Origin of the sequence: Propionibacterium freudenreichii subsp. freudenreichii (genome assembly GCF_000940845.1) — a bacterium.
Taxonomy (GTDB): domain Bacteria; phylum Actinomycetota; class Actinomycetes; order Propionibacteriales; family Propionibacteriaceae; genus Propionibacterium; species Propionibacterium freudenreichii.
In genome coordinates, this window is sequence record NZ_CP010341.1 from 1,132,990 (window position 1) to 1,150,803 (window position 17,814).

Below are 17,814 nucleotides of genomic sequence, written 5' to 3' on the forward strand. Positions count from 1 at the left end.
GTCGAGGTCTTTCGGGCTGAGTGTGTAGGAGCTCTCATCCTCGGGAGACCTCGACCTCTATCCGGCCACCGACGCGCCGGCCCGCCGCGCGACGTGCGCTACACCCTCATCTGGGAAGAGCCAGATTGTCGTGATCGTGGTCATCCCGAAGGAACTGGTCTGTCGGTTGGCCATGGGCAGCGATTTCGTGACCTGCATCTGCGTTCCCCTGACGAGCCATCCGTCCACGACGACCAGGTCGTCACCGATGAGCTCCCCGGCCGAAGTGCCCGTGAGCTTGAGGAGATTGAGGAATCCCTCGCCGGTCAGGGTCGGGCGGGACAGCCCCAGGGGCGCCAGATATCTGCCAACAGGTTCTGCCGCCGGTGAATACTGCGCAATCGTCAGGGCAATCATCCAGAGTTGCGCGCGCAGCATTCCCTGAAGGGCGGGCGTGATCCGGGCCATGACTTGTCGGATTCGCTCGCGTGAAACCCCCAGGAGATCGCCTGCTTGGTTGAGCGTTGCCACGGCGCCTCGTGTTCCGGCGCGTGAAGCGATTGCGGCCAGCCACAGGTCGGTGGGGTCCTTGCCGAACGATGAGCGGTAGGCCGCGGCAAGGAGCTCTTCGAACTCATCTTCGAGCGTGTGCGCATCCATGTGGGCGATTCCTTGTGTGGGATTTTCTCAGCTGCGGGGGACAGCCTCGGCTCCGGAAACACCGTGATGTCGGAGCTGGTGTCGACCCTAATGGCCGGCACCCACACAATTCGGAACTCGGTAACTCGGGATGACTTCCAGCGGGCGAGCCCGGACAGGGGAACCCGTCGAAGACCCCATCCCACGGCGCCTTGGAGCTGCGCCGGGGGCTAACCCTCCCCGGATACCTGGACGTATTCCACGATGTTCCCATCGGGATGGCGCGCAACCTATCGGGGACCATTGGGTCCCTCGGCAGGACCTTCCAGCAACTGGCCGCCGGCCTTGGTCACCGCAGCGACCACCTCGGCCACATCGCGCACCGCGATCGTCGCCGCATGGGAGCGCACCCGGGCGTCTGCCCCCTCGATCAGGAGAAAATCGCCGACCCGGGCCAGCCGGGTGGCGCCGAACGTGAAGGTGTGCGGCGATGATTGCCCGGTCAATTGCTCATACAGGGGTAACGAGCCTGCCAGGTCGTCAACGTAGATCCGCGCCAGGACCCTGATCACATTCCCCTCAGACATGGCCCCATTGTGGGCCCGCGCACAGCGCCCGACCATCACGGCGGGAAAGCGGTGGTGTCCTCCGCGGACGGACTCAGCCCTCCCGCACCCCGAGTTCCAGCGGGGCGGCGAAGAACCGCAGCTCGTGCCAGCTTGCCTCATTGAACGCCTGCCACATCCGGTGCCGTCCGGGCTCGGTGCTCCGGGCTGCGGCGGCCCCGGCGAAACCGATCGCCTGACGGGTCTGTTCGGCAAATTCCTCGTCCGAGTAGGTATCAAGCCAGGAACCGTAGCGATGCCCGGGGCGGTTGAGTCGTGCCAACCGTGCTCCCACGTCGGCGTAGATCCAATAGCAGGGCAGCACCGCGGCCACGATCTGCCCGTAGTCACGGCCGGCGGCCACGTCGGCAAGCTGGTCCAGGTAGGCCTGCGTGACCGGGCTGGGCGCCAGGTGGGCCATGGCATCGGCCGGAATCCAGGACTTGTGCAGCTCAAGCTCCATCGCCACCGAGCTCTGGGCGCCATGGGTCCAGAACTCCTGTTCTGCCGGGGTTGGCGACACCTCACCGGCAGCGGCCAGGATCCGGGCATAGTCGTGCAGGTAGAGGGCGTCCTGACGCAGGTACCACAGGAAGGCCTCACGGGGCAGGCTGCCGTCGCCCAGTCCACGGATGAATTCCAGCTCGTCGATCTGGCGACGGATGTCACCAATGCGGCCCCACCAACCGTCGGTGATCTGCCGGCCAACGGCCGCCGGGCCGGAGGTGGGGGGATCGGTCTGCATGCGCATCAAGGCGACATCCCTTCGTTGGTACGGCCTGGACCAGGTTCGACGGGCGCGATCTCGACCCGCTGGGGCGCCCCGTGACATGGGTGTGGCCGTCAGCGTAGCGTCGGCCCCACCGCGGGGGCGGTAGCGACTCTCGTGATCGCTTCTGTTGCTGCATAGACTGCATGCCATGGCCGGACGTATCAATGACGAGGACATCGCCCTCGTTCGTGAGCGTGCCCGCATCGACAACATCGTCGGTGCCTATGTCACCCTTCGCAATGCCGGGGGCGGCTCGCTGAAGGGCCTGTGCCCCTTCCATGACGAGAAGACGCCCAGCTTCCAGGTGACGCCGGCCCGCGGCCTGTTCTACTGCTTCGGCTGCGGGGTGGGCGGCGATGTGATCACCTTCATGCAGAAGATCGACAACCTCACCTTCACCGAGGCGGTCCAGACCCTGGCCGACAAGGTGGGGGTGCAACTGCGGATCGTCGACGACGGCAAGCCGTCACTCCCGGCCGGGCTGCGGGTCCGCATCATGGAGGCCAACAAGCTGGCCGCCGAGTTCTACTCGAAGGCGCTGGCCGCTCCGGAAGCGCTCGAGGCGCGGCGCATGCTCGACGGGCGTGGCTTCGACCGTCCGGCGGCCGAACACTTCGGCGTGGGCTATGCGCCCCGTGACGGACGCGCCCTGCACCGCCACCTCAACCACGCCGGATTCCGTGACGACGAGCTCGTATCAGCCGGCCTCATCCGCGAACATGGGGGTTGGGACTACTTCCAGGGCCGGGTGATGTGGCCGATCAAGGACTCCGGGGCGTCAGTGCTCGGATTCGGTGCCCGCCACCTGTATGACGATGACCGGCTGCCCGCCAAGTACATCAACACGCCCGAGACGCCGGTCTACAGGAAGTCGCACGTGCTCTATGGCCTTGACCTGGCCCGGCAGAACATCGGCAAGAAGCTCCAGGCCGTGGTGATGGAGGGCTATACCGACGTGATGTCCGCCCACCTCGCCGGCGTGGACACGGCGGTGGCGGTCTGTGGCACCGCCTTCGGGCCGGACCATGCCCGGCTGCTGCAACGGCTGATGGGCAACAACGATTCGACCCAGGGCGAGATCGTCTTCACCTTCGACGGAGACAAGGCCGGTCAGGCGGCCGCACTGAAGGTGTACAAGCTGGACCGCTCCTTCACCACCCAGACCTATGTGGCCGTCGAACCGAACGGCCTGGATCCCTGTGACCTGAGAATGGCCAAGGGCGATGCCGCAGTACGCGAACTTGTCGGACGTCGCGAGCCCCTCTACCGCTATGTGATGGCCCACACGGTCGCCGGATACGACCTGGATCGGGCCGACGGCAGGGTCGCTGCGGTGCGAGCGGCGGCCGGGATGCTGGCCTCCATCCGCGATGCCAACCTGGTGGGGGAATATGTGCGGGACCTGTCCCGACTGGTCGGCATGGACGTGGACGAGGTGCGGCGCATCCTCAAGCAGGCCCGCAATCAGGGTGCCGGCGGACGCCGCGAGCCCCCGGTGCCGGTGGTCAGCGAGGATGCCGATCCGGTGGAACCGGGCGACTCCCCGGGGTGGCCCGATCGCAATGACCGGAACCTGGATGTCGAGCGGGGCACGTTGAAGCTGATGCTCCAGCATCCGACGTTGTTCGATACCGCCTGGAACGGCGTGTCGACCTCCGATTTCACCCACCCGGCGTTCCGGGCGTTGTTCGGCGCGATCCTGTCGACCCCCTATGTCCCGACCGGATGGACCGACAGCCTTCAGCAGGCCACCGGCGACGAGCTGGTCCGCCAGCTGGAGATTGCACTCCTGGTGGAGCCCATCCTGCGCAGTCCGGATGAGGGATATGCCTCGGCCTACACCTCGCGCCTGAAGCTGCTCACCACGGCTCGGGCGATCGACGATCTCAAGTCGCGGCTGCAGCGGACCAATCCGCTCCAGGACAAGGACGCCTACGACGCCATGTTCATGAAGCTGCTCGACCTCGAGACCAGCCGCAAGAAGCTGTCCCAGGCCAGTCTCGGCCTCACCGAATAGGGCCCCGGCCCCACGCCCGACCCCAACGGCCGTCCACAGGCCCGGGAACGCCCTGCCGGATCATCCACAGGCATGGTGGCGCCGACGACCCGCCGGCAGACTGCCGCCATGGACGCCACACAGATTGCCAGCATCTCCCCTCGCCTGGACGCAGCCGATGAGCGGGAGCTCGCCCGCCTGATCGAGGCCGGCGTCTTTGCCGGCCATGCCCTCGAGCAGGACCAGTCGCCCTGCGGTGCCAGTGCTGAGGAGCTGAGGCAGGTGGTGGCGCACGGTGAGTTGGCGTGGCAGAAGTTCTTCGAGGGCAATATCTCCCTGGTGCGTTGTGTGGTCGCCCGTTGGGTGCCGGTCACCCACCCTGATTCGGAGGATCTGGTGCACGAGGGATGCATGGGCCTGGTGGAGGCGATCATGCGCTTTGACCATGCACTTGGATGGCGGTTCAGCACACTCGCCTGGTACCTGGTGTCCCAGCAGGTTGCCATCGCCGCAGTGGGTAATCGCAGCTGTGGATCAGGCACCGTTGCCCATGCCCGGCGCGTGGCGCGGATCGAACGTGCCCGATCACGCGCGTCGGCCAGCCGTGGGGCGCCGGTGTCAGACCGCGAAGTGGCCGATCTCGTGGGTCGCTCGGTGGAGGCCGTGCGCCGCGACCTGGGCCAGGCCCGGCGCGTCGAGGCCGATCAGGACATCCTGGAGCAGACCATCCCCGACGAACGACCCGTCCACGATGTCAGCTTCCTGTCGGAACTGGCCGATCAGGAACGCCGTGTCCTGGAGCTCAATTTCGGGATCCGCAACGGGCGCGCGCAGACGCTCGTGCAGATCGCGGAGCACATGGGAATGAGCGTCTCGGCGGTGTCCCGCCTCAAGCAGCGGGCCCTGCGTCGGGGCCGGGCATTGGTCCACGCCGAACTCGCCGCCTGACCGACCGCGCCGATCATGCGGGCTTGCCGGACCCCGGAGGCCCGTCGGACAGGAACGCTGTCACAGGGCGGAATCCGCAATGGGCCACAATTGGGTCATGGCATCTTCTCGTGACACCCATGCCGGCCCCGGCCGGGAACAGCTCAAGGCGCTGTCGACTGTCCTGGGTCATCGACCCTCCGTGCTGGCGACGGCTTCGGGACCCACCGGGACCTGCCTGGCCACGCCGGAGGCCTTCTGCGTGCTGACGACCGAGGTGCCCACATCCGACGCCGGGCAGTCCGGCCGGGGAACGTGGCAGGTCATCGGTTGGGAGAACATCCAGAATGGCGATTGGGACAACGCCACCAAGACCCTGTCGTGGCTCCTGCTCGACGGCACGGTCGGACAGATCGCCGTGACGACCACGGATCGTCTCCCGGGAGTCTTCCGCGAACGGGTGCGGGCGTCCATCCTGGTGGAGGACACCAGTGAGGTCTCGGAGGGAAAGGGCTCGGTGCTCATCGCGGGACGTCGCAATCCGGTGGCCGACGGTCCCATCACCTGGACTGCACAGCCCCTCAAGCGCACGAACATGGCGGACCCCGAAGTCCGGGAACACATCGTGCGCCGCACCGCTGAGCTGCGCGACGAGTACGAGCTGTGAGCGACCGCCCCAGGCGCCCGGATTTTTCTTGACAGGTCATTGCTGGTATCGTTTTACGAGCGTTGGGCAGCTTGCCCAGCCGATCCCTGGTAGCTCAATTGGCAGAGCATCTGACTGTTAATCAGAGGGTTACTGGTTCGAGTCCAGTCCGGGGAGCCAACCATGTGAGGGCACCCGCCGGTATCCGGCAGGTGCCTTTTCCATGTCCCGACATCACGCCGGCTGTGGCCGCACGGGCCGTGCCCCGGGAGCCCGCGAGGCGCCCCGGGTACGCGACCGGGACGCGCCACCGAACCCTGTTCAGCCCGGTGGCGCGTCGCCGGGTCCCGATTACGCGGCGGCGATGGGTGCCGGCTGACCGATTCGGGCCAGCAGCTGGGTGTACCAATCAAGGGTGATGTCGAAGGGCTTGTGGCCCGCGATCCGCTTGAAGTCGATCACGCTCAGCTTGTCGCCTGCCTCCTCGTCCTGACCGACCACGCCGGGGGTGCCGGCCAGCGCCGCATCAACCGCCATCGTGGCGGTGGCGGCGATGAGCTCCAGGTCCTGGGCATTCGACTTGGCGGAGCGGCTGAAGTAACCGGACTTCTGCACCATGGTCTTGCCCGCACCGATGCGCTCGGCGAACTGCTTGGCGAACCACGCCCCGGGATTGATCTTGTCGAGCTGCACGTGGCCGAAGGCGTCAGTGGGCACCTCCTGGCCCGTGGCCTGCATCTGGGCGACGATATCGGGAACGCCGGCTCCCTCCGAGATGAAGATATTGACGCTTCCCACCTCGTCCATCACGGTGCGCAGGCGCTCGGCCTCGGCGTCCAGGTCGATCGTGGCCTCCGGCACGTACAGGGCGTGGATATCCCAGCCACGTCGGTCGAGACCGGCCTCCGGGAGCCACTGCTGCGCGTCGAGCCAGGCCACGTAACGCCGCGAGGTCTCGGCCGCCAGATAGCCGCAGTTGCGGCCCATGATCTCGTGGATGATGAGTTCGCGCGGAGCAGCATTGTGCTCGGCGATCACATTCGCCGCGAAGCGGGCCCCCTCGTCGGCGGCCGTCCAGGCACCCAGCGACTGGCGGATGGGCACGATGTCGTTGTCGATCGTCTTGGGCAGCCCCACAACCGTCAGCGGGTAGTCATGCTGTGCCAGGTAGGCGGCCAGGTCGGCGGCCGTGGTGTTGGTGTCGTCGCCCCCGATCGTGTGCAGCACGTCGACCCCGTCGGCAATCAGCTGATCGGCGGCAACCTTGAGGGGATCATCGCCGGAAGCAACCAGGCCCCGCGCAACCAGGTCCTTCACATTGGTGAGCTTGACCCGGGAGTTCCCGATCGGTGACCCGCCGAAGCTGAAGAGCCGGTCGTAGTGTGCGCGCACGGCAGGGGAGAACTCGAGGGAATCGCCCTTGAGCAGGCCCTCATAGCCATAGCGATAGCCGATGAGGGTCGTTTCGGGTGATACCTCGGTATAGCGCTTGATGAGCTCAGCGATGGCCGAGGAAAGACAGGGGGCGAAGCCACCAGCGGTCAGCAGAGCGACCTTTTTCACCATTGAGATGGGCCTTTCTTGTGAATGAGTGTCGGCCTGCCGGGCAGCGGCCGACCACCCTCAGCCTAAGGCAATCGGCGGGCGCGCGCCGTGCGGGCACCGCCCGGTCCCATGGCCGTACCGGGCACCCGGTTGGGCACCTGTGTCGGCGGCACCGCGGGCACGAAGCTTGTCGCCGCGCCCGGCGCTGTGTGACAGTAGGGGCCAACCCCCCCAGGAGAACTCCATGAACCATCCACGACGTGAAGTGCGCCCTCGGCCTGACGACGAGCGCGGCGCGAGCGTGAGCGTCCTCATCGCCGCGTGCATTCCCGCTTTCATCCTCATCTGCGGCCTTGCCGTCGACGGGGCCCACCAGGTCAGCGCGCAAAGGGCCGCGACGGTCACTGCGGCGCAGGCTGCACGCGTGGGCAGCGACTCCGCGGCAACCGGCCGCCTCAATGGCCTCGACGCCCGCCAGGAGGCGATGCGCGCCGCCCGGGAGCATGTGGGCACCCAACCCGGCATGGCCTGCACAGTGGGGATCGACGCGAATGATCGGGTACACGTCGAGGTGAGCACCCGGGCGGACACCGCCTTCCTGTCGATCGTCGGGATCAACCACCTGAACGCCCGCGGCGCGGCGACGGCAGAGCTGCGCCCGGTCTGAACAGGGGCATTTCACGCCACTTGCCCGGCACGCACGCCTCAGCAGTGTGGATTGCCTAGTCTTGGGCCATGGCTCGTTATTACCCGGTTCACCCGGAGAATCCGCAGGCCCGCTCGATCCACCAGGTGGCCGACCTGCTCCGCGAGGGCGCGGTGATCGCCTATCCGACCGATTCCGGCTTTGCCCTGGGCACCTTGTTCGGCAACAAGGAGGGCATCGACACGATGCGGCGCATCCGTGATCTGGATGAACGCCACCACCTGTCCGTCGTGGTCAGCGAGTTCGCCCAGCTGGGCCGCTACGTCGACATGGACAATCGCGAATTCCGCGCGATCAAGGCCTCGACGCCGGGCCCCTTCACCTTCATCCTGCGTGCCACCCGTGAGGTGCCCCGCAGCATGCAGCACCCCAACAAGACGGTGGGCGTGCGGGTGCCCGACCATGTCACCGCCCTGGCCCTGCTCGACGAGCTCGATGAACCGCTGGTCTCCAGCACGCTGATCCTGCCGGGTCAGGAAGAGCCGATGAGCGAGGGCTGGCAGATCAAGGAAGCACTGGACAATGACATCGCCGCCGTGCTCGATTCCGGCGACGTTGGCCATGTTCCCACGACCGTGGTCGACCTGACCGGCGAAGAGCCGGTGGTGGTCCGCCGCGGCGGTGGCAAGACCGAGCTGTTCGACTGACCTGCGGACCTGCCTTCCTGCTGCCGACGCGGGCAGCGGGAGGGCGCCGTCAGCCGGTGAGTGCCAGGGATGCGCCCAACGCCGCGACGATGGGCACCAGCAACAACCACAGTGTCGGCGTGGTCGTGCGGCCACGCCGTCGCGCGTGGGCGATGAGGAATCCCGCACCCAGCCCGATCAGGAAGCCACCCAGGTGACCCTGCCAGGCGATTCCCGGCACGATGAAGTCAAAGACGAGATTGATGCCGAGCAGCACCCAGATTCCGGTGTTGCGAATGCCGGCAAGCTTGTAGAGGCCGACGAGCAGGCCGAACAGGCCGAAGACCGCAGCTGACGCGCCCACGACGGCGCTGTGGGTGCCCGACAGTGCTGCGAACAGAATGAACAGTGCGCTGCCGCCCAGTGCGCTCAACAGATAGCTGAGCACATAGTCGCGGCGTCCGATGGCCGGTTCGATGGCCCGGCCCAACAGCCACAACATGAGCATATTTCCCGCAATGTGCATGAATCCCGACACCGAATGCGCAAACGCCGAGGTGATCAGCCGCCACGGTTGGCTCTGCCACGACCAGGTGGTCAGGATGACGTCGCGGTTGAATCCGGGCACCACCAGCTGGCACAGCCACACCACCACGCAGATGGCGATGATGGTGTAGGTGACCGGCATGGAACTGTGCGTTCGTGCCCAGCCGCCCTGGGCCGGTTGGTTGAACCAGTGCTGGGAGCGTGCGTGGGCTCGTGGCGGGGTCGGATACGACGACTGGCGCGGCGGGGGCTGCCGCGGGGGCGGTGTTGCGGAGCCGGAAGGTGGGTTCCATCCGCCGTAGCGGGGCGGGGGACCGAAGGAGCCCGCACCGGGCACCTGCCCGCTGCCGGGTGACTGGCTGCGCGGAGGCTCGAAATCGGGGCGCTCGGGAGGTGCGTCCCCGGAACCAGAATCGTCATTCATCCATCGAGCCTATGTTGCCGGCCACCATGCCCACGCACTGACCATGCCCCGTCCCCGACGCAAGGGGGATCCGGCCCCGGGGCGGGGAGTTGTGCCGGCGATGAAATCGAGGATTGGCAGGGCGCCAAGACGCGATCATTTTCAATTACATGGCAGGATGGGGACATGGCTACTTGGGTTTTTCTCCACGCACACCCCGACGATGAGAGCACCCAGACATCCGGAACGATGGCGATGGCCCATGAGCGCGGAGACCGCGTAGTGCTCGTGGTGGCCACCGACGGCGAGCAGGGCACCACGCCCCCGGACCTCAAGCCGGGGGAGAGCGTCAGTGATCGACGCCACGCCGAACTCACCGCGGCTGCCGCGGTGATCGGGATCGATCGGGTCGTCTGGCTCGGCTATGCCGATTCCGGAATGACCGGTTGGGCCCAGAACAAGGCTCCCGAGGCCTTCTGCAATGCGGACCTCGACGTTGCCTCGCAGCGCGTTGCCGACATCCTGCGCGAGGAGAAGGCCGATGCCTTCGTGCACTACGACCCGCACGGCAGCTACGGGCATCCAGACCACATCATGGTGCACCGGGTGGGAGCTGCGGCGGCCGCGAAGGTCACCGGGCCCATGCGCGTGCTGGAGGAGACGATTGACCGTGACGCCCGCGGCGACGATCCGGACAAGATCGAGGCCCTGGGCCTGGCCGACAACGATTTCGCGACCGGGGCCGCGCTGGGGGATGACGGCAAGCCCATCGGTTCACCGCGCTCCGAGATCCGGTGGGCGGTGGACCTTCCCCAGCGCATCATCGACATCAAGCACGAGGCGCTGGCCTGCCACGCCTCACAGAGCGACGCGGAGTTCTTCCTGTCGCTGCCCCGACCCGCCTTCGACTTCGTGTTCAAGACCGAGTGGTATCGCGAACCGGGCAATCCCGGTCCGTACACCCACGCGTGGCCGTTGGATGGGTGAGTTCGTGGGGGGATGATCCGCAGACCAACGGAGGAGGGGCAGCAACCACGTGGTTGCTGCCCCTCCTCCGTTGAAGCGGGTCCGATGGTGGCGGGCCCGGCGCAGGGGGCCAACGCCCCTCACGCCGATCCGCGTGCCTCAGTCGTTCGGAATGTCGGGATCCGCGGGCGGCTGGGGTCCGTCATGGCCGTCCCGGGGGCCGTTGTCCCCGGGACGGTCCGAGTGGTGCTCGTCCTCGTCGTGGTCGACGGGGCCGACCTGGGGTCCCTTGTCACTGTCCGGGGTGCCGGGGTCGAGGCTTGCCAAGTAGTCCTCCATCTCCTGGCCGATCTCATCGGCATCGGGGATGTCCTCTTCGTTCATGGGCAGGGAGTGGTCCTGCATATAGCGGTCGTACTGCTCTTCCATCTGGCCGATCATCTGCTGGAGCTCCTCGGACTGCTCCACCTGGGCGTCGATCTGGGCGCGTGCCAGGTGGGATGCCTGTTCCAGGGATGCCACGGGGATGTTCAGGCCGGCCAACTCGTTGAGCCCGTTGACCATCGCAATGGCGCCGTCGGGGTATTCGGTGTCGGCCAGGTACTGCGGAACCCTGGCCACGAGCCCGATCACGTCACGACCCTTCTCGCCGAGGCGCTGGGTCATCATCGCCAGGAACGAGGAACTCATGCGGAAGGAGCCGCTGCCACGATTGCCCGGGATCAACTCGGGCCGGGTGGCGACCTTCAGCAGGTTGATCGGACGCGTGTGCGGCACGGGCATGGGCACGCCCTGCGCGGTGACGACCAACTGCACGTCCATCTGGTCCATCAGCCACTCGATCGTCGCGCTGACACGCTCCCATTGCAGGGCCGGCTCGGGACCGGTGAGCAGCAGGAACGGATTGCCCGACTTGTCAACGACCTCATGGAGGGTCATGGACGGCGGCACGTAGTTGTCGTAATGGTCCTGGTCAAAGTCGATGGGAGGACGATGGCCGCGGTAATCCATGATCTGGTCGACATCGAAGGTGCCGATCTTGCGGTGGGTCAGTGTGTTGAGCAGGTGCTCGTCGACCTGGGCCTGACTCGCCCCCACATCACCAAAGCTGCCCAATGTGACCACCATGACGCGGTCGTGAATTGTGCGCTGGTCGATCGTGGGCTCGTAGGAAAAGAGCGTTGTCGGATCGATCATGTCGTCTGCCTCCTGCACGTGTGGTTCTGCCACGTACGCCCATCAGAACACACAAGGGAGCACAGACATTCCCGTGATCATCTGGCGCGTCGTAATGACCGGACAATCTAGCGGTGCTACGGACGGGGTGGGCGCCGAGCGTGACCGGCGTGTCGTGGACGCCGATCAGGTCAGCAGGCTGCGGTCGGACAGCTGGGCGCCCTTGATGTGTTCGAACTGGGCAAGCAGGTCGGCGACCGTGGCATCCTTCTTCGCCTGTCCCGACAGCTCAAGGATGATCTGGCCCTCATGCATCATGATCAACCGGTTTCCCAGTCGCAGCGCCTGCTCCATGTTGTGGGTCACCATGAGCGTCGTCAGGGCATGGGCTTCCACCAACTCGCCGGTGAGCTTGGTGATCAGTTCCGCGCGCTGGGGGTCCAGGGCGGCCGTGTGCTCGTCGAGGAGCAGGACCCGCGGGTTGCTGGAAGTGGCCATCACCAGGCTCAACGCCTGGCGCTGTCCGCCCGACAGCAGCCCGACCTTGGCCGTGAGGCGGTCCTCCAACCCCTGCTGGAGGACGGTCAGTTCCTTGCGGAAACGTGCGCGGCGGGCTCGGGAGACGCCCCTCACGAGGCCACGGAAATGGCCGCGGGACAGGGCGATCGACAGGTTCTCCTCGATGGTCATGTGGGCGGCCGTGCCGGCCATGGGGTCCTGGAAGACCCTGCCGACATAGCGCGCCACCCGATAGTCGGGCATCTTGGTGACGTCCTTGCCGTCGATCGTCACCGACCCGGAATCGGGGCGATAGCGACCCGCAATGATGTTCAGCAGCGTCGACTTTCCGGCTCCGTTGGAGCCGATCACCGTGACGAAATCACCCTTGTCAAGGGTCAGGTCGATCCCGCGCAGCGCGACCTTCTCGTTCACGGTGTTCGGGAAGAACGCCTTGCTCACCGAGCTGACTTCCAGCATCTCAGGCTCCTGGCCCGACCAGGCCCGAGGCCTGGTCGCGATCTTCGAGTGGACCGATGATATCCGGCTCCGCCGGCAGTCCCCGGGCTCGCCGGCGTGCCCGCATCCGCGAGACGACGCCCCATCGGGGCAGCAGCAACGCCAGAACGACGATCACCGCGCTGACGAGCTTCATGTCGTTCGGATCGAGTCCGACCATGAGGGCCACCTGGATGATCACCCGGTAGAGCAGTGAACCCAGCACCACGGCGATGGTCGCCACGACCACCAGTGAGGAGTTGAGGATCGCCGTGCCGATGATCACCGATGCCAGGCCGGCGACGATGAGCCCGATGCCCATGCCGATGTCGGCGAAGCCCTGGTACTGGGCGATGAGCGAGCCGGCCAGGCCGACCAGGCCGTTGGACAGGGACAGCCCGACGATCTTCATGGCGTCGGTATTGATCCCGTTGGCCCGCGCCATGGATTCGTTGTCGCCGGTGGCCCGCAGTCCGAAGCCCATGTCGGTGGACAGGAACCAGTCGAGCACCAGGATGAACACCACGATCATCGCCGCGAAGATCGCGATGGACGCCCATGTGGCGAGCATGCCGTTCGACCGCAACGGGGTCATGAGCGTCTTGGAACGCAGCAGGGGCACGTTCGCCTTGCCCATGATGCGCAGGTTGATGGAATACAGCGCGATTTGGGTGAGGATGCCCGCCAACAGCGGATGGATCCGCCCCTTCGTCGACAGGAGCCCCGTGATCGCGCCGGCCGCCAGGCCGCCGCAGAACCCGAGCAGTGTCGCCACCACCGGATTCCCGCCCGCAGCCAGGTGGGTGGCAGTGAGGGCGGCCCCGGTGGTGAAGCTCCCGTCGACCGTCAGGTCGGGGAAGTCGAGGATCCGGAAGGTGAGGTAGACCCCCAGGGCCATGAGCCCGTAGATCAGGCCAAGGTCAATCGCGCCGAGCATCAGGGACTAGCCGACCTTCTCGGCCTTGCTGGCCAGGTCGTCGGGGATCGTGACCCCCATCAGGGAGGCGGCCTTCTCATTGACGTAGAGCTTGAGGTTCTTCTGGGTCTCCACGGGCATGGTGGCCGGCTTCGCGTCGCCGTTGAGGATCTTCACGGCCATCTCGCCGGTCTGGCGACCCAGCTCGGTGTAGTCGATGCCGTAGGTGATCACGGCGCCATTCCTCACCGAATCGCCCTCGGCGGAGATCAGCGGGATCTTGCGGTCCTCGCACACCTGGATGACGGTGGACAGGCCGGACACGACGTTGTTGTCGGTGGGGATGTAGATCGAATCGACATTGAGCGCCTGTGCGGCCTGCTGCAGCTCGCCGGTGGTGGTGATCGTCTTCTCCTGCACCGACAGTCCGTCCTTGGCAGCCGCCTCCTTGGCGAGGTTCACCTGGACCTGGGAGTTCACCTCTCCCGACGAGTAGAGGATGCCCACACTGGTCGCATCGGGCTTGATCTGCTTGATGAGGCCGATCTGGTCGGCCACCGGGTTCATGTCGCTGGTGCCGGTGACGTTGCCGCCCGGGGCATCATTCGACGCCACCAGGTCGGCCGACTTGGGGTCGGTGACGGCGGTGAACACGATCGGCACATTGGTGATGGCCTGGGCGGCGGCCTGCGCGGCCGGGGTCGCAATGGCGAGCACCAGGTCGAGGTTCTCCGAGGCAAGCTTCGTGGCGATGCTGGCGGCGGTGCCCTGATCGCCCTGGGCGTTCTGCTCATCGAAGCTCGCGTTGAACCCGGCGTCGGTGATCGCCTTCTTGAAGCCCTCGCGGGCCGCGTCCAACGAGCTGTGGGTGACGATCTGCGTGATGCCGATCTTCACCTTCTTGCCGGTGCCGCTCGAACCGCTGCCTGAGCTCTTGCTTGAACAGGCGGCCAGGGGAACGCTGAGTCCCATGATGCCCAGGGTTCCGAGCAGAGTACGTCGCTTCATGATGATCGCTTTCGGGTTCACGTGGGTTGATGAACGATGTCTAAAACTAGTGGTCGAGCGCTCGCGAGGTCGCGGGTCTCGCGCGTCAAGACCAGAAATCGACCCGTGATCGGGGGTGGCGCCGGCCCCGCAGTACTCCGTCGGGACGTGAACCACCGCTAAGCTGGCGCCCTGTTGAAAGGAGCCCCATGACGACACCCCGATTCGTGCTCATGCGCCATGGCGAAACCGACTGGAACACCAAGAATCAGTATCAGGGCTCCTCTGATATCCCCCTCAATGCCGTGGGACGTGCGCAGGCGGGCGCGGCGGCCGGGTGGATCGCGCATCTGAACCCCGTCGCCATCTGGGCGTCGCCGTTGGAGCGGGCACTCGACACGGCGCGCGCGGTGGCCTCGTTCACCGGTCAGCAGGTCAACGTCGACCCACGACTGGCCGAGCTCGACTACGGGGACTTCGAGGGCTGGACCTGGGAACAGATTGAGAAGGTGGAGCCGGGACTGGCCGCCTGGCGCGACGGGGAGTCCGATGGCCGCTGGTCGGCGTCGGGGGAGACCGGGGCCGAAGTGATGGCGCGCATGGGTGAGACGCTCACCCACCTGGACCGTGTCACCGAACCCGGCCCGATCCTGGTCTGCAGCCATGGCACGGCCATCCGTCTGGGCGTGGCGGCGCTGGTCGGCTGGGACTACCCGGAGATCTGGAAACTCGCCTCGATGGGCAACTGTTGCTACACCGAGGTCATCCGTGAGTTTGACGCCTGGCGGGTCGAGCGCTTCAACGTGCCACCGCAGTGGAACTTCTCCGGATAGCGCCGTGCTAACTTGACCGGCATGGCCAAGCCCGCAGACAACATTGCAGCCTCCGATTTCATTGCCGACGCGATCACCAAGGACAACGAGGTCGGGACCTACGCGCAGCGTGTCCAGACCCGTTTCCCGCCAGAGCCCAATGGCTACCTGCACATCGGCCATGCCAAGGCGATCACGGTGGACTTCGGCACCGCCGAGGAGTTCGGTGGACTGTGCAATGTGCGCCTGGACGACACGAACCCGGTGGCCGAGAACCCGGAGTACGTGGAATCGATCCTGGCCGATATCGCATGGCTGGGTTACCAGCCGCACACGGTGGTGCACGCCTCGGACTATTTCGAACAGCTCTACCAGTGGGCCGAGTACCTGGTGGAGCAGGGCCTTGCCTACGTCGACGACCAGGACACCGAGACGATCTCCGCCCAACGCGGCGGCTTCGGCAAGCCGGGCATCGAGAGCCCCTGCCGTGACCGCACGGTCGAGGAGAACCTTGACCTACTGCATCGCATGCGCGCCGGAGAATTCGACGACGGCGCCTGCGTGCTGCGCGCGAAGATCGACATGCAGTCCGACAACATGGTGATGCGCGATCCGGTGATGTACCGGATCCGGCATGCCACCCATCACCAGACCGGTAACGACTGGCCGATCTTCCCCACCTATGACTGGGCCCACGGGCAGTCGGATGCCATCGAGGGCGTGACACATTCCCTGTGCACCCTGGAGTTCGATTCGCACCGTCCGCTGTACAACTGGTTCCTCGAGCACCTGCCGTTGCCCGGGGACCAGCCACGCCAGATCGAGTTCGCGCGACTGGAGCTGACCTACACCGTCACCTCGAAGCGCCGACTGGCCAAGCTGGTGGCGGACGGCGTCGTTTCGGGCTGGGACGATCCGCGCATGCCCACCCTGCGTGGCCTGCGTCGCAGGGGATACCCGGCGGCCGCAGTGCGTGACTTCTGCCGCGATATCGGCACCACGCGCACGAACTCGCGCCACAACATCGAGGAGCTCGAGTCCTTCGTGCGCCGGGAGCTGAACAAGACCGCCCAGCGTCGCATGGTGGTGACGCGTCCGCTCAGGCTCGTGATCGACAACTGGCCGACCGACGAGCACGGGGCCCCCGAGGTCGACTGGTTCGACGTGACGAACAACCCCGAGAACCCGGCCGACGGGACGCGCCGGGTGCCCTTCAGCGGGGAACTGTTCATTGAACGCGACGACTTCGCCGAGGTGCCGCCACCCAAGTTCTTCCGGCTATCCATCGGGCGCGAGGTGCGCCTGCGCGGTGCCTACTTCGTCACCGCCACCTCCGTGGTCACCAATGAGGCCGGTGAGGTCACCGAGGTGCATGCCACCTATGATCCGGCGACCCGCGGCGGGGACGCCCCGGATGGCCGCAAGGTGAAGTCGACGATGCACTGGGTCAGCGCGGCCCACGCCGTCGACGTGAAGGTGGCCCTGTACAACCGGCTGTTCACCACCCCGGCCCCCGGCGAGCGGACGGGCGAACCCCTCGACGACCTGAACCCGGACTCCGTCGAATTGCTCACCGATGCCAAGGGCGAGGGCGTGATCAATGAGGTGGAGCCGGGACAGGTGGTGCAGTTCGAACGCCTCGGGTACTTCTGCGCGGACCTCGACGAGCCCCGCCTGTTCCACCGCACCGTGGGACTGCGCGACGAGTGGGCCGCCCAGCAGCGTCGTGCCGCCAAAGCAGCCAAGAATGGTTGAGCCGGCCAGGAGGGGTTGAGCCGGCGGGGCACCTGCGGGCGCGGTCAGACCCCGGAGGCCACCAGGGTGCTCACTGCCGCCAACGGCTCCACGTCACCGACCAGCTCGACCCGGGCATGGCGTCCGAACATCCACAGGGCCAGCTGCGGTGCGGAACCCCTTGCGGTGACGATCGGCAGGCCGCGCCGGGCGATGATCCGGGACGGGTGCGGGGCATCGAGGCGCTCCAGCTGCACCCCGGCGGGGGAGCCCCTCAGCAACATCGTGGCCAGCGGCGGCATCCGGTGCCACAATTCGTCGCGCAGGCGCTGCGATAGCCCACGGTCGGATCCCACCGGGTCGTTGCCGCCGTGGGGGACCGCGTCGGTCACGTCGTGGAGGTGCACGAAGTACTCCAGCGCGTTGCCGATGCGATCGAGCTGCGGCGCGCGCCACACGGACCATGGCCGTGGACCGGCCCGGAACAGGTCCACCACCCCCTGATAGCCATGGCGCGTCAGGGCCCGCTCCATGCTCCGGGTGGTCAGCCGCTGGGCTGCCGGCCCGGCGGGGCCGGGTAGTCCGGCGATGCCGGGCAACGACAGCGGGTCGTTCTCGCGAACGTACAGATGGGCCGCCAGGTCGGCCGTTGTCCACCCCGTGCACAGGGTCCTGGCGTCCGGTCCCGCCTGGGTCAGGGCGTCGGCGAGCGCCAGCCGGAAGACATGGGCAGCGTCATATCGAGGATGGATTGCCACGTAATCACTGTAGGCGGGTCGGGACGTCCACCGGCCGCCATCTGGCGTGGACATCGGAGGGCTGGCCCGATGGGGAACA

General features: G+C 66.6%; 18 protein-coding genes and 1 tRNA gene. 9 read left to right on the forward strand and 10 right to left on the reverse strand.

The genetic code is table 11. The features are described 5' to 3' along the window. Positions 1-57 precede the first annotated feature (57 nt). From RM25_RS04825 to RM25_RS04835, 3 genes are all read right to left on the reverse strand, one after another. Positions 58-639: a hypothetical protein gene (locus tag RM25_RS04825; protein WP_044636134.1), complete on the reverse strand. Its 582-nt coding sequence runs from the start codon at positions 637-639 to the stop codon at positions 58-60. A gap of 269 nt (positions 640-908) precedes the next feature. Next, entirely contained in the window at positions 909-1,205 is a 297-nt protein-coding gene (locus RM25_RS04830; protein WP_044636703.1) for a VOC family protein, read from the reverse strand. A 73-nt stretch (positions 1,206-1,278) separates the two neighbouring features. Further along, entirely contained in the window at positions 1,279-1,974 is a 696-nt protein-coding gene (locus tag RM25_RS04835) for a TenA family protein (RefSeq protein ID WP_051733997.1), read from the reverse strand. A gap of 169 nt (positions 1,975-2,143) precedes the next feature. On the opposite strand from RM25_RS04835, the gene dnaG reads away from it, so the two are divergent. From dnaG to RM25_RS04855, 4 genes are all read left to right on the forward strand, one after another. Beyond that, positions 2,144-4,012 (forward strand): DNA primase, encoded by a 1,869-nt coding sequence (gene dnaG, locus RM25_RS04840; protein WP_044636135.1) that lies wholly within the window; start codon positions 2,144-2,146, stop codon positions 4,010-4,012. A gap of 108 nt (positions 4,013-4,120) precedes the next feature. Continuing rightward, complete coding sequence (locus RM25_RS11830) at positions 4,121-4,939, forward strand: sigma factor-like helix-turn-helix DNA-binding protein (protein WP_013161102.1); 819 nt, start codon at positions 4,121-4,123, stop codon at positions 4,937-4,939. A gap of 97 nt (positions 4,940-5,036) precedes the next feature. Continuing rightward, entirely contained in the window at positions 5,037-5,585 is a 549-nt protein-coding gene (locus RM25_RS11835; RefSeq protein ID WP_013161101.1) for a hypothetical protein, read from the forward strand. Positions 5,586-5,668: 83 nt separating this feature from the next. Continuing rightward, a tRNA-Asn gene (locus RM25_RS04855) sits at positions 5,669-5,744 on the forward strand. A gap of 171 nt (positions 5,745-5,915) precedes the next feature. Here the strand turns inward: RM25_RS04855 and RM25_RS04860 are convergent. After that, positions 5,916-7,130, reverse strand: coding sequence for a pyrophosphate--fructose-6-phosphate 1-phosphotransferase (locus RM25_RS04860; RefSeq protein ID WP_013161100.1), 1,215 nt, complete (start codon positions 7,128-7,130; stop codon positions 5,916-5,918). 223 nt (positions 7,131-7,353) lie between these two features. On the opposite strand from RM25_RS04860, the gene RM25_RS11840 reads away from it, so the two are divergent. Then, on the forward strand, positions 7,354-7,776 hold the full coding sequence (locus RM25_RS11840; RefSeq protein ID WP_013161099.1) for a hypothetical protein: 423 nt from the start codon (positions 7,354-7,356) through the stop codon (positions 7,774-7,776). A 68-nt stretch (positions 7,777-7,844) separates the two neighbouring features. After that, the gene (locus RM25_RS04870) at positions 7,845-8,462 is read left to right on the forward strand and encodes an L-threonylcarbamoyladenylate synthase (protein WP_013161098.1); all 618 of its coding nucleotides are present in this window, start codon (positions 7,845-7,847) and stop codon (positions 8,460-8,462) included. 49 nt (positions 8,463-8,511) lie between these two features. On the opposite strand, the gene RM25_RS04875 is transcribed toward RM25_RS04870, so the two are convergent. Next, the gene (locus RM25_RS04875; protein ID WP_036941163.1) at positions 8,512-9,129 is read right to left on the reverse strand and encodes a rhomboid family intramembrane serine protease; all 618 of its coding nucleotides are present in this window, start codon (positions 9,127-9,129) and stop codon (positions 8,512-8,514) included. Positions 9,130-9,576: 447 nt separating this feature from the next. Here RM25_RS04875 and RM25_RS04880 point away from each other — a divergent pair, with 447 nt between their 5' ends. Further along, positions 9,577-10,377, forward strand: a complete 801-nt coding sequence (locus RM25_RS04880; RefSeq protein ID WP_013161096.1) for a PIG-L deacetylase family protein — start codon at positions 9,577-9,579, stop codon at positions 10,375-10,377. 138 nt (positions 10,378-10,515) lie between these two features. On the opposite strand, the gene RM25_RS04885 is transcribed toward RM25_RS04880, so the two are convergent. The 4 genes from RM25_RS04885 to RM25_RS04900 form a co-directional block, all read right to left on the reverse strand. Next, positions 10,516-11,553: a proteasome assembly chaperone family protein gene (locus tag RM25_RS04885; RefSeq protein WP_013161095.1), complete on the reverse strand. Its 1,038-nt coding sequence runs from the start codon at positions 11,551-11,553 to the stop codon at positions 10,516-10,518. A gap of 165 nt (positions 11,554-11,718) precedes the next feature. Next, positions 11,719-12,510 carry an ABC transporter ATP-binding protein gene (locus RM25_RS04890; RefSeq protein WP_013161094.1) on the reverse strand — a complete coding sequence of 264 codons (792 nt, stop codon included), beginning with the start codon at positions 12,508-12,510 and terminating at the stop codon, positions 11,719-11,721. 1 nt (position 12,511) lies between these two features. Then, positions 12,512-13,465 (reverse strand): ABC transporter permease, encoded by a 954-nt coding sequence (locus tag RM25_RS04895; protein ID WP_036941159.1) that lies wholly within the window; start codon positions 13,463-13,465, stop codon positions 12,512-12,514. Between the two features lie 6 nt (positions 13,466-13,471). After that, positions 13,472-14,452 (reverse strand): ABC transporter substrate-binding protein, encoded by a 981-nt coding sequence (locus RM25_RS04900; RefSeq protein WP_013161092.1) that lies wholly within the window; start codon positions 14,450-14,452, stop codon positions 13,472-13,474. A 188-nt stretch (positions 14,453-14,640) separates the two neighbouring features. Here RM25_RS04900 and RM25_RS04905 point away from each other — a divergent pair, with 188 nt between their 5' ends. Further along, positions 14,641-15,264, forward strand: a complete 624-nt coding sequence (locus tag RM25_RS04905) for a histidine phosphatase family protein (protein WP_013161091.1) — start codon at positions 14,641-14,643, stop codon at positions 15,262-15,264. Between the two features lie 21 nt (positions 15,265-15,285). Next, entirely contained in the window at positions 15,286-16,998 is a 1,713-nt protein-coding gene (locus RM25_RS04910) for a glutamine--tRNA ligase/YqeY domain fusion protein (RefSeq protein WP_013161090.1), read from the forward strand. A 44-nt stretch (positions 16,999-17,042) separates the two neighbouring features. Here the strand turns inward: RM25_RS04910 and RM25_RS04915 are convergent, their stop codons facing one another. After that, positions 17,043-17,735 carry a TIGR03085 family metal-binding protein gene (locus RM25_RS04915; RefSeq protein WP_013161089.1) on the reverse strand — a complete coding sequence of 231 codons (693 nt, stop codon included), beginning with the start codon at positions 17,733-17,735 and terminating at the stop codon, positions 17,043-17,045. Positions 17,736-17,814: the final 79 nt, after the last annotated feature.

Excerpts from the sequence above, each read along its gene's own strand:
- RM25_RS04825 (WP_044636134.1), bottom strand. The coding sequence starts at position 639 with ATGGATGCGCACACGCTCGAAGATGAGTTCGAAGAGCTCCTTGCCGCG.
- RM25_RS04830 (WP_044636703.1), bottom strand. The coding sequence starts at position 1,205 with ATGTCTGAGGGGAATGTGATCAGGGTCCTGGCGCGGATCTACGTTGAC.
- RM25_RS04835 (WP_051733997.1), bottom strand. The coding sequence starts at position 1,974 with ATGCGCATGCAGACCGATCCCCCCACCTCCGGCCCGGCGGCCGTTGGC.
- dnaG (WP_044636135.1), top strand. The coding sequence starts at position 2,144 with ATGGCCGGACGTATCAATGACGAGGACATCGCCCTCGTTCGTGAGCGT.
- RM25_RS11830 (WP_013161102.1), top strand. The coding sequence starts at position 4,121 with ATGGACGCCACACAGATTGCCAGCATCTCCCCTCGCCTGGACGCAGCC.
- RM25_RS11835 (WP_013161101.1), top strand. The coding sequence starts at position 5,037 with ATGGCATCTTCTCGTGACACCCATGCCGGCCCCGGCCGGGAACAGCTC.
- RM25_RS04860 (WP_013161100.1), bottom strand. The coding sequence starts at position 7,130 with ATGGTGAAAAAGGTCGCTCTGCTGACCGCTGGTGGCTTCGCCCCCTGT.
- RM25_RS11840 (WP_013161099.1), top strand. The coding sequence starts at position 7,354 with ATGAACCATCCACGACGTGAAGTGCGCCCTCGGCCTGACGACGAGCGC.
- RM25_RS04870 (WP_013161098.1), top strand. The coding sequence starts at position 7,845 with ATGGCTCGTTATTACCCGGTTCACCCGGAGAATCCGCAGGCCCGCTCG.
- RM25_RS04875 (WP_036941163.1), bottom strand. The coding sequence starts at position 9,129 with ATGCCGGTCACCTACACCATCATCGCCATCTGCGTGGTGGTGTGGCTG.
- RM25_RS04880 (WP_013161096.1), top strand. The coding sequence starts at position 9,577 with ATGGCTACTTGGGTTTTTCTCCACGCACACCCCGACGATGAGAGCACC.
- RM25_RS04885 (WP_013161095.1), bottom strand. The coding sequence starts at position 11,553 with ATGATCGATCCGACAACGCTCTTTTCCTACGAGCCCACGATCGACCAG.
- RM25_RS04890 (WP_013161094.1), bottom strand. The coding sequence starts at position 12,510 with ATGCTGGAAGTCAGCTCGGTGAGCAAGGCGTTCTTCCCGAACACCGTG.
- RM25_RS04895 (WP_036941159.1), bottom strand. The coding sequence starts at position 13,465 with ATGCTCGGCGCGATTGACCTTGGCCTGATCTACGGGCTCATGGCCCTG.
- RM25_RS04900 (WP_013161092.1), bottom strand. The coding sequence starts at position 14,452 with ATGAAGCGACGTACTCTGCTCGGAACCCTGGGCATCATGGGACTCAGC.
- RM25_RS04905 (WP_013161091.1), top strand. The coding sequence starts at position 14,641 with ATGACGACACCCCGATTCGTGCTCATGCGCCATGGCGAAACCGACTGG.
- RM25_RS04910 (WP_013161090.1), top strand. The coding sequence starts at position 15,286 with ATGGCCAAGCCCGCAGACAACATTGCAGCCTCCGATTTCATTGCCGAC.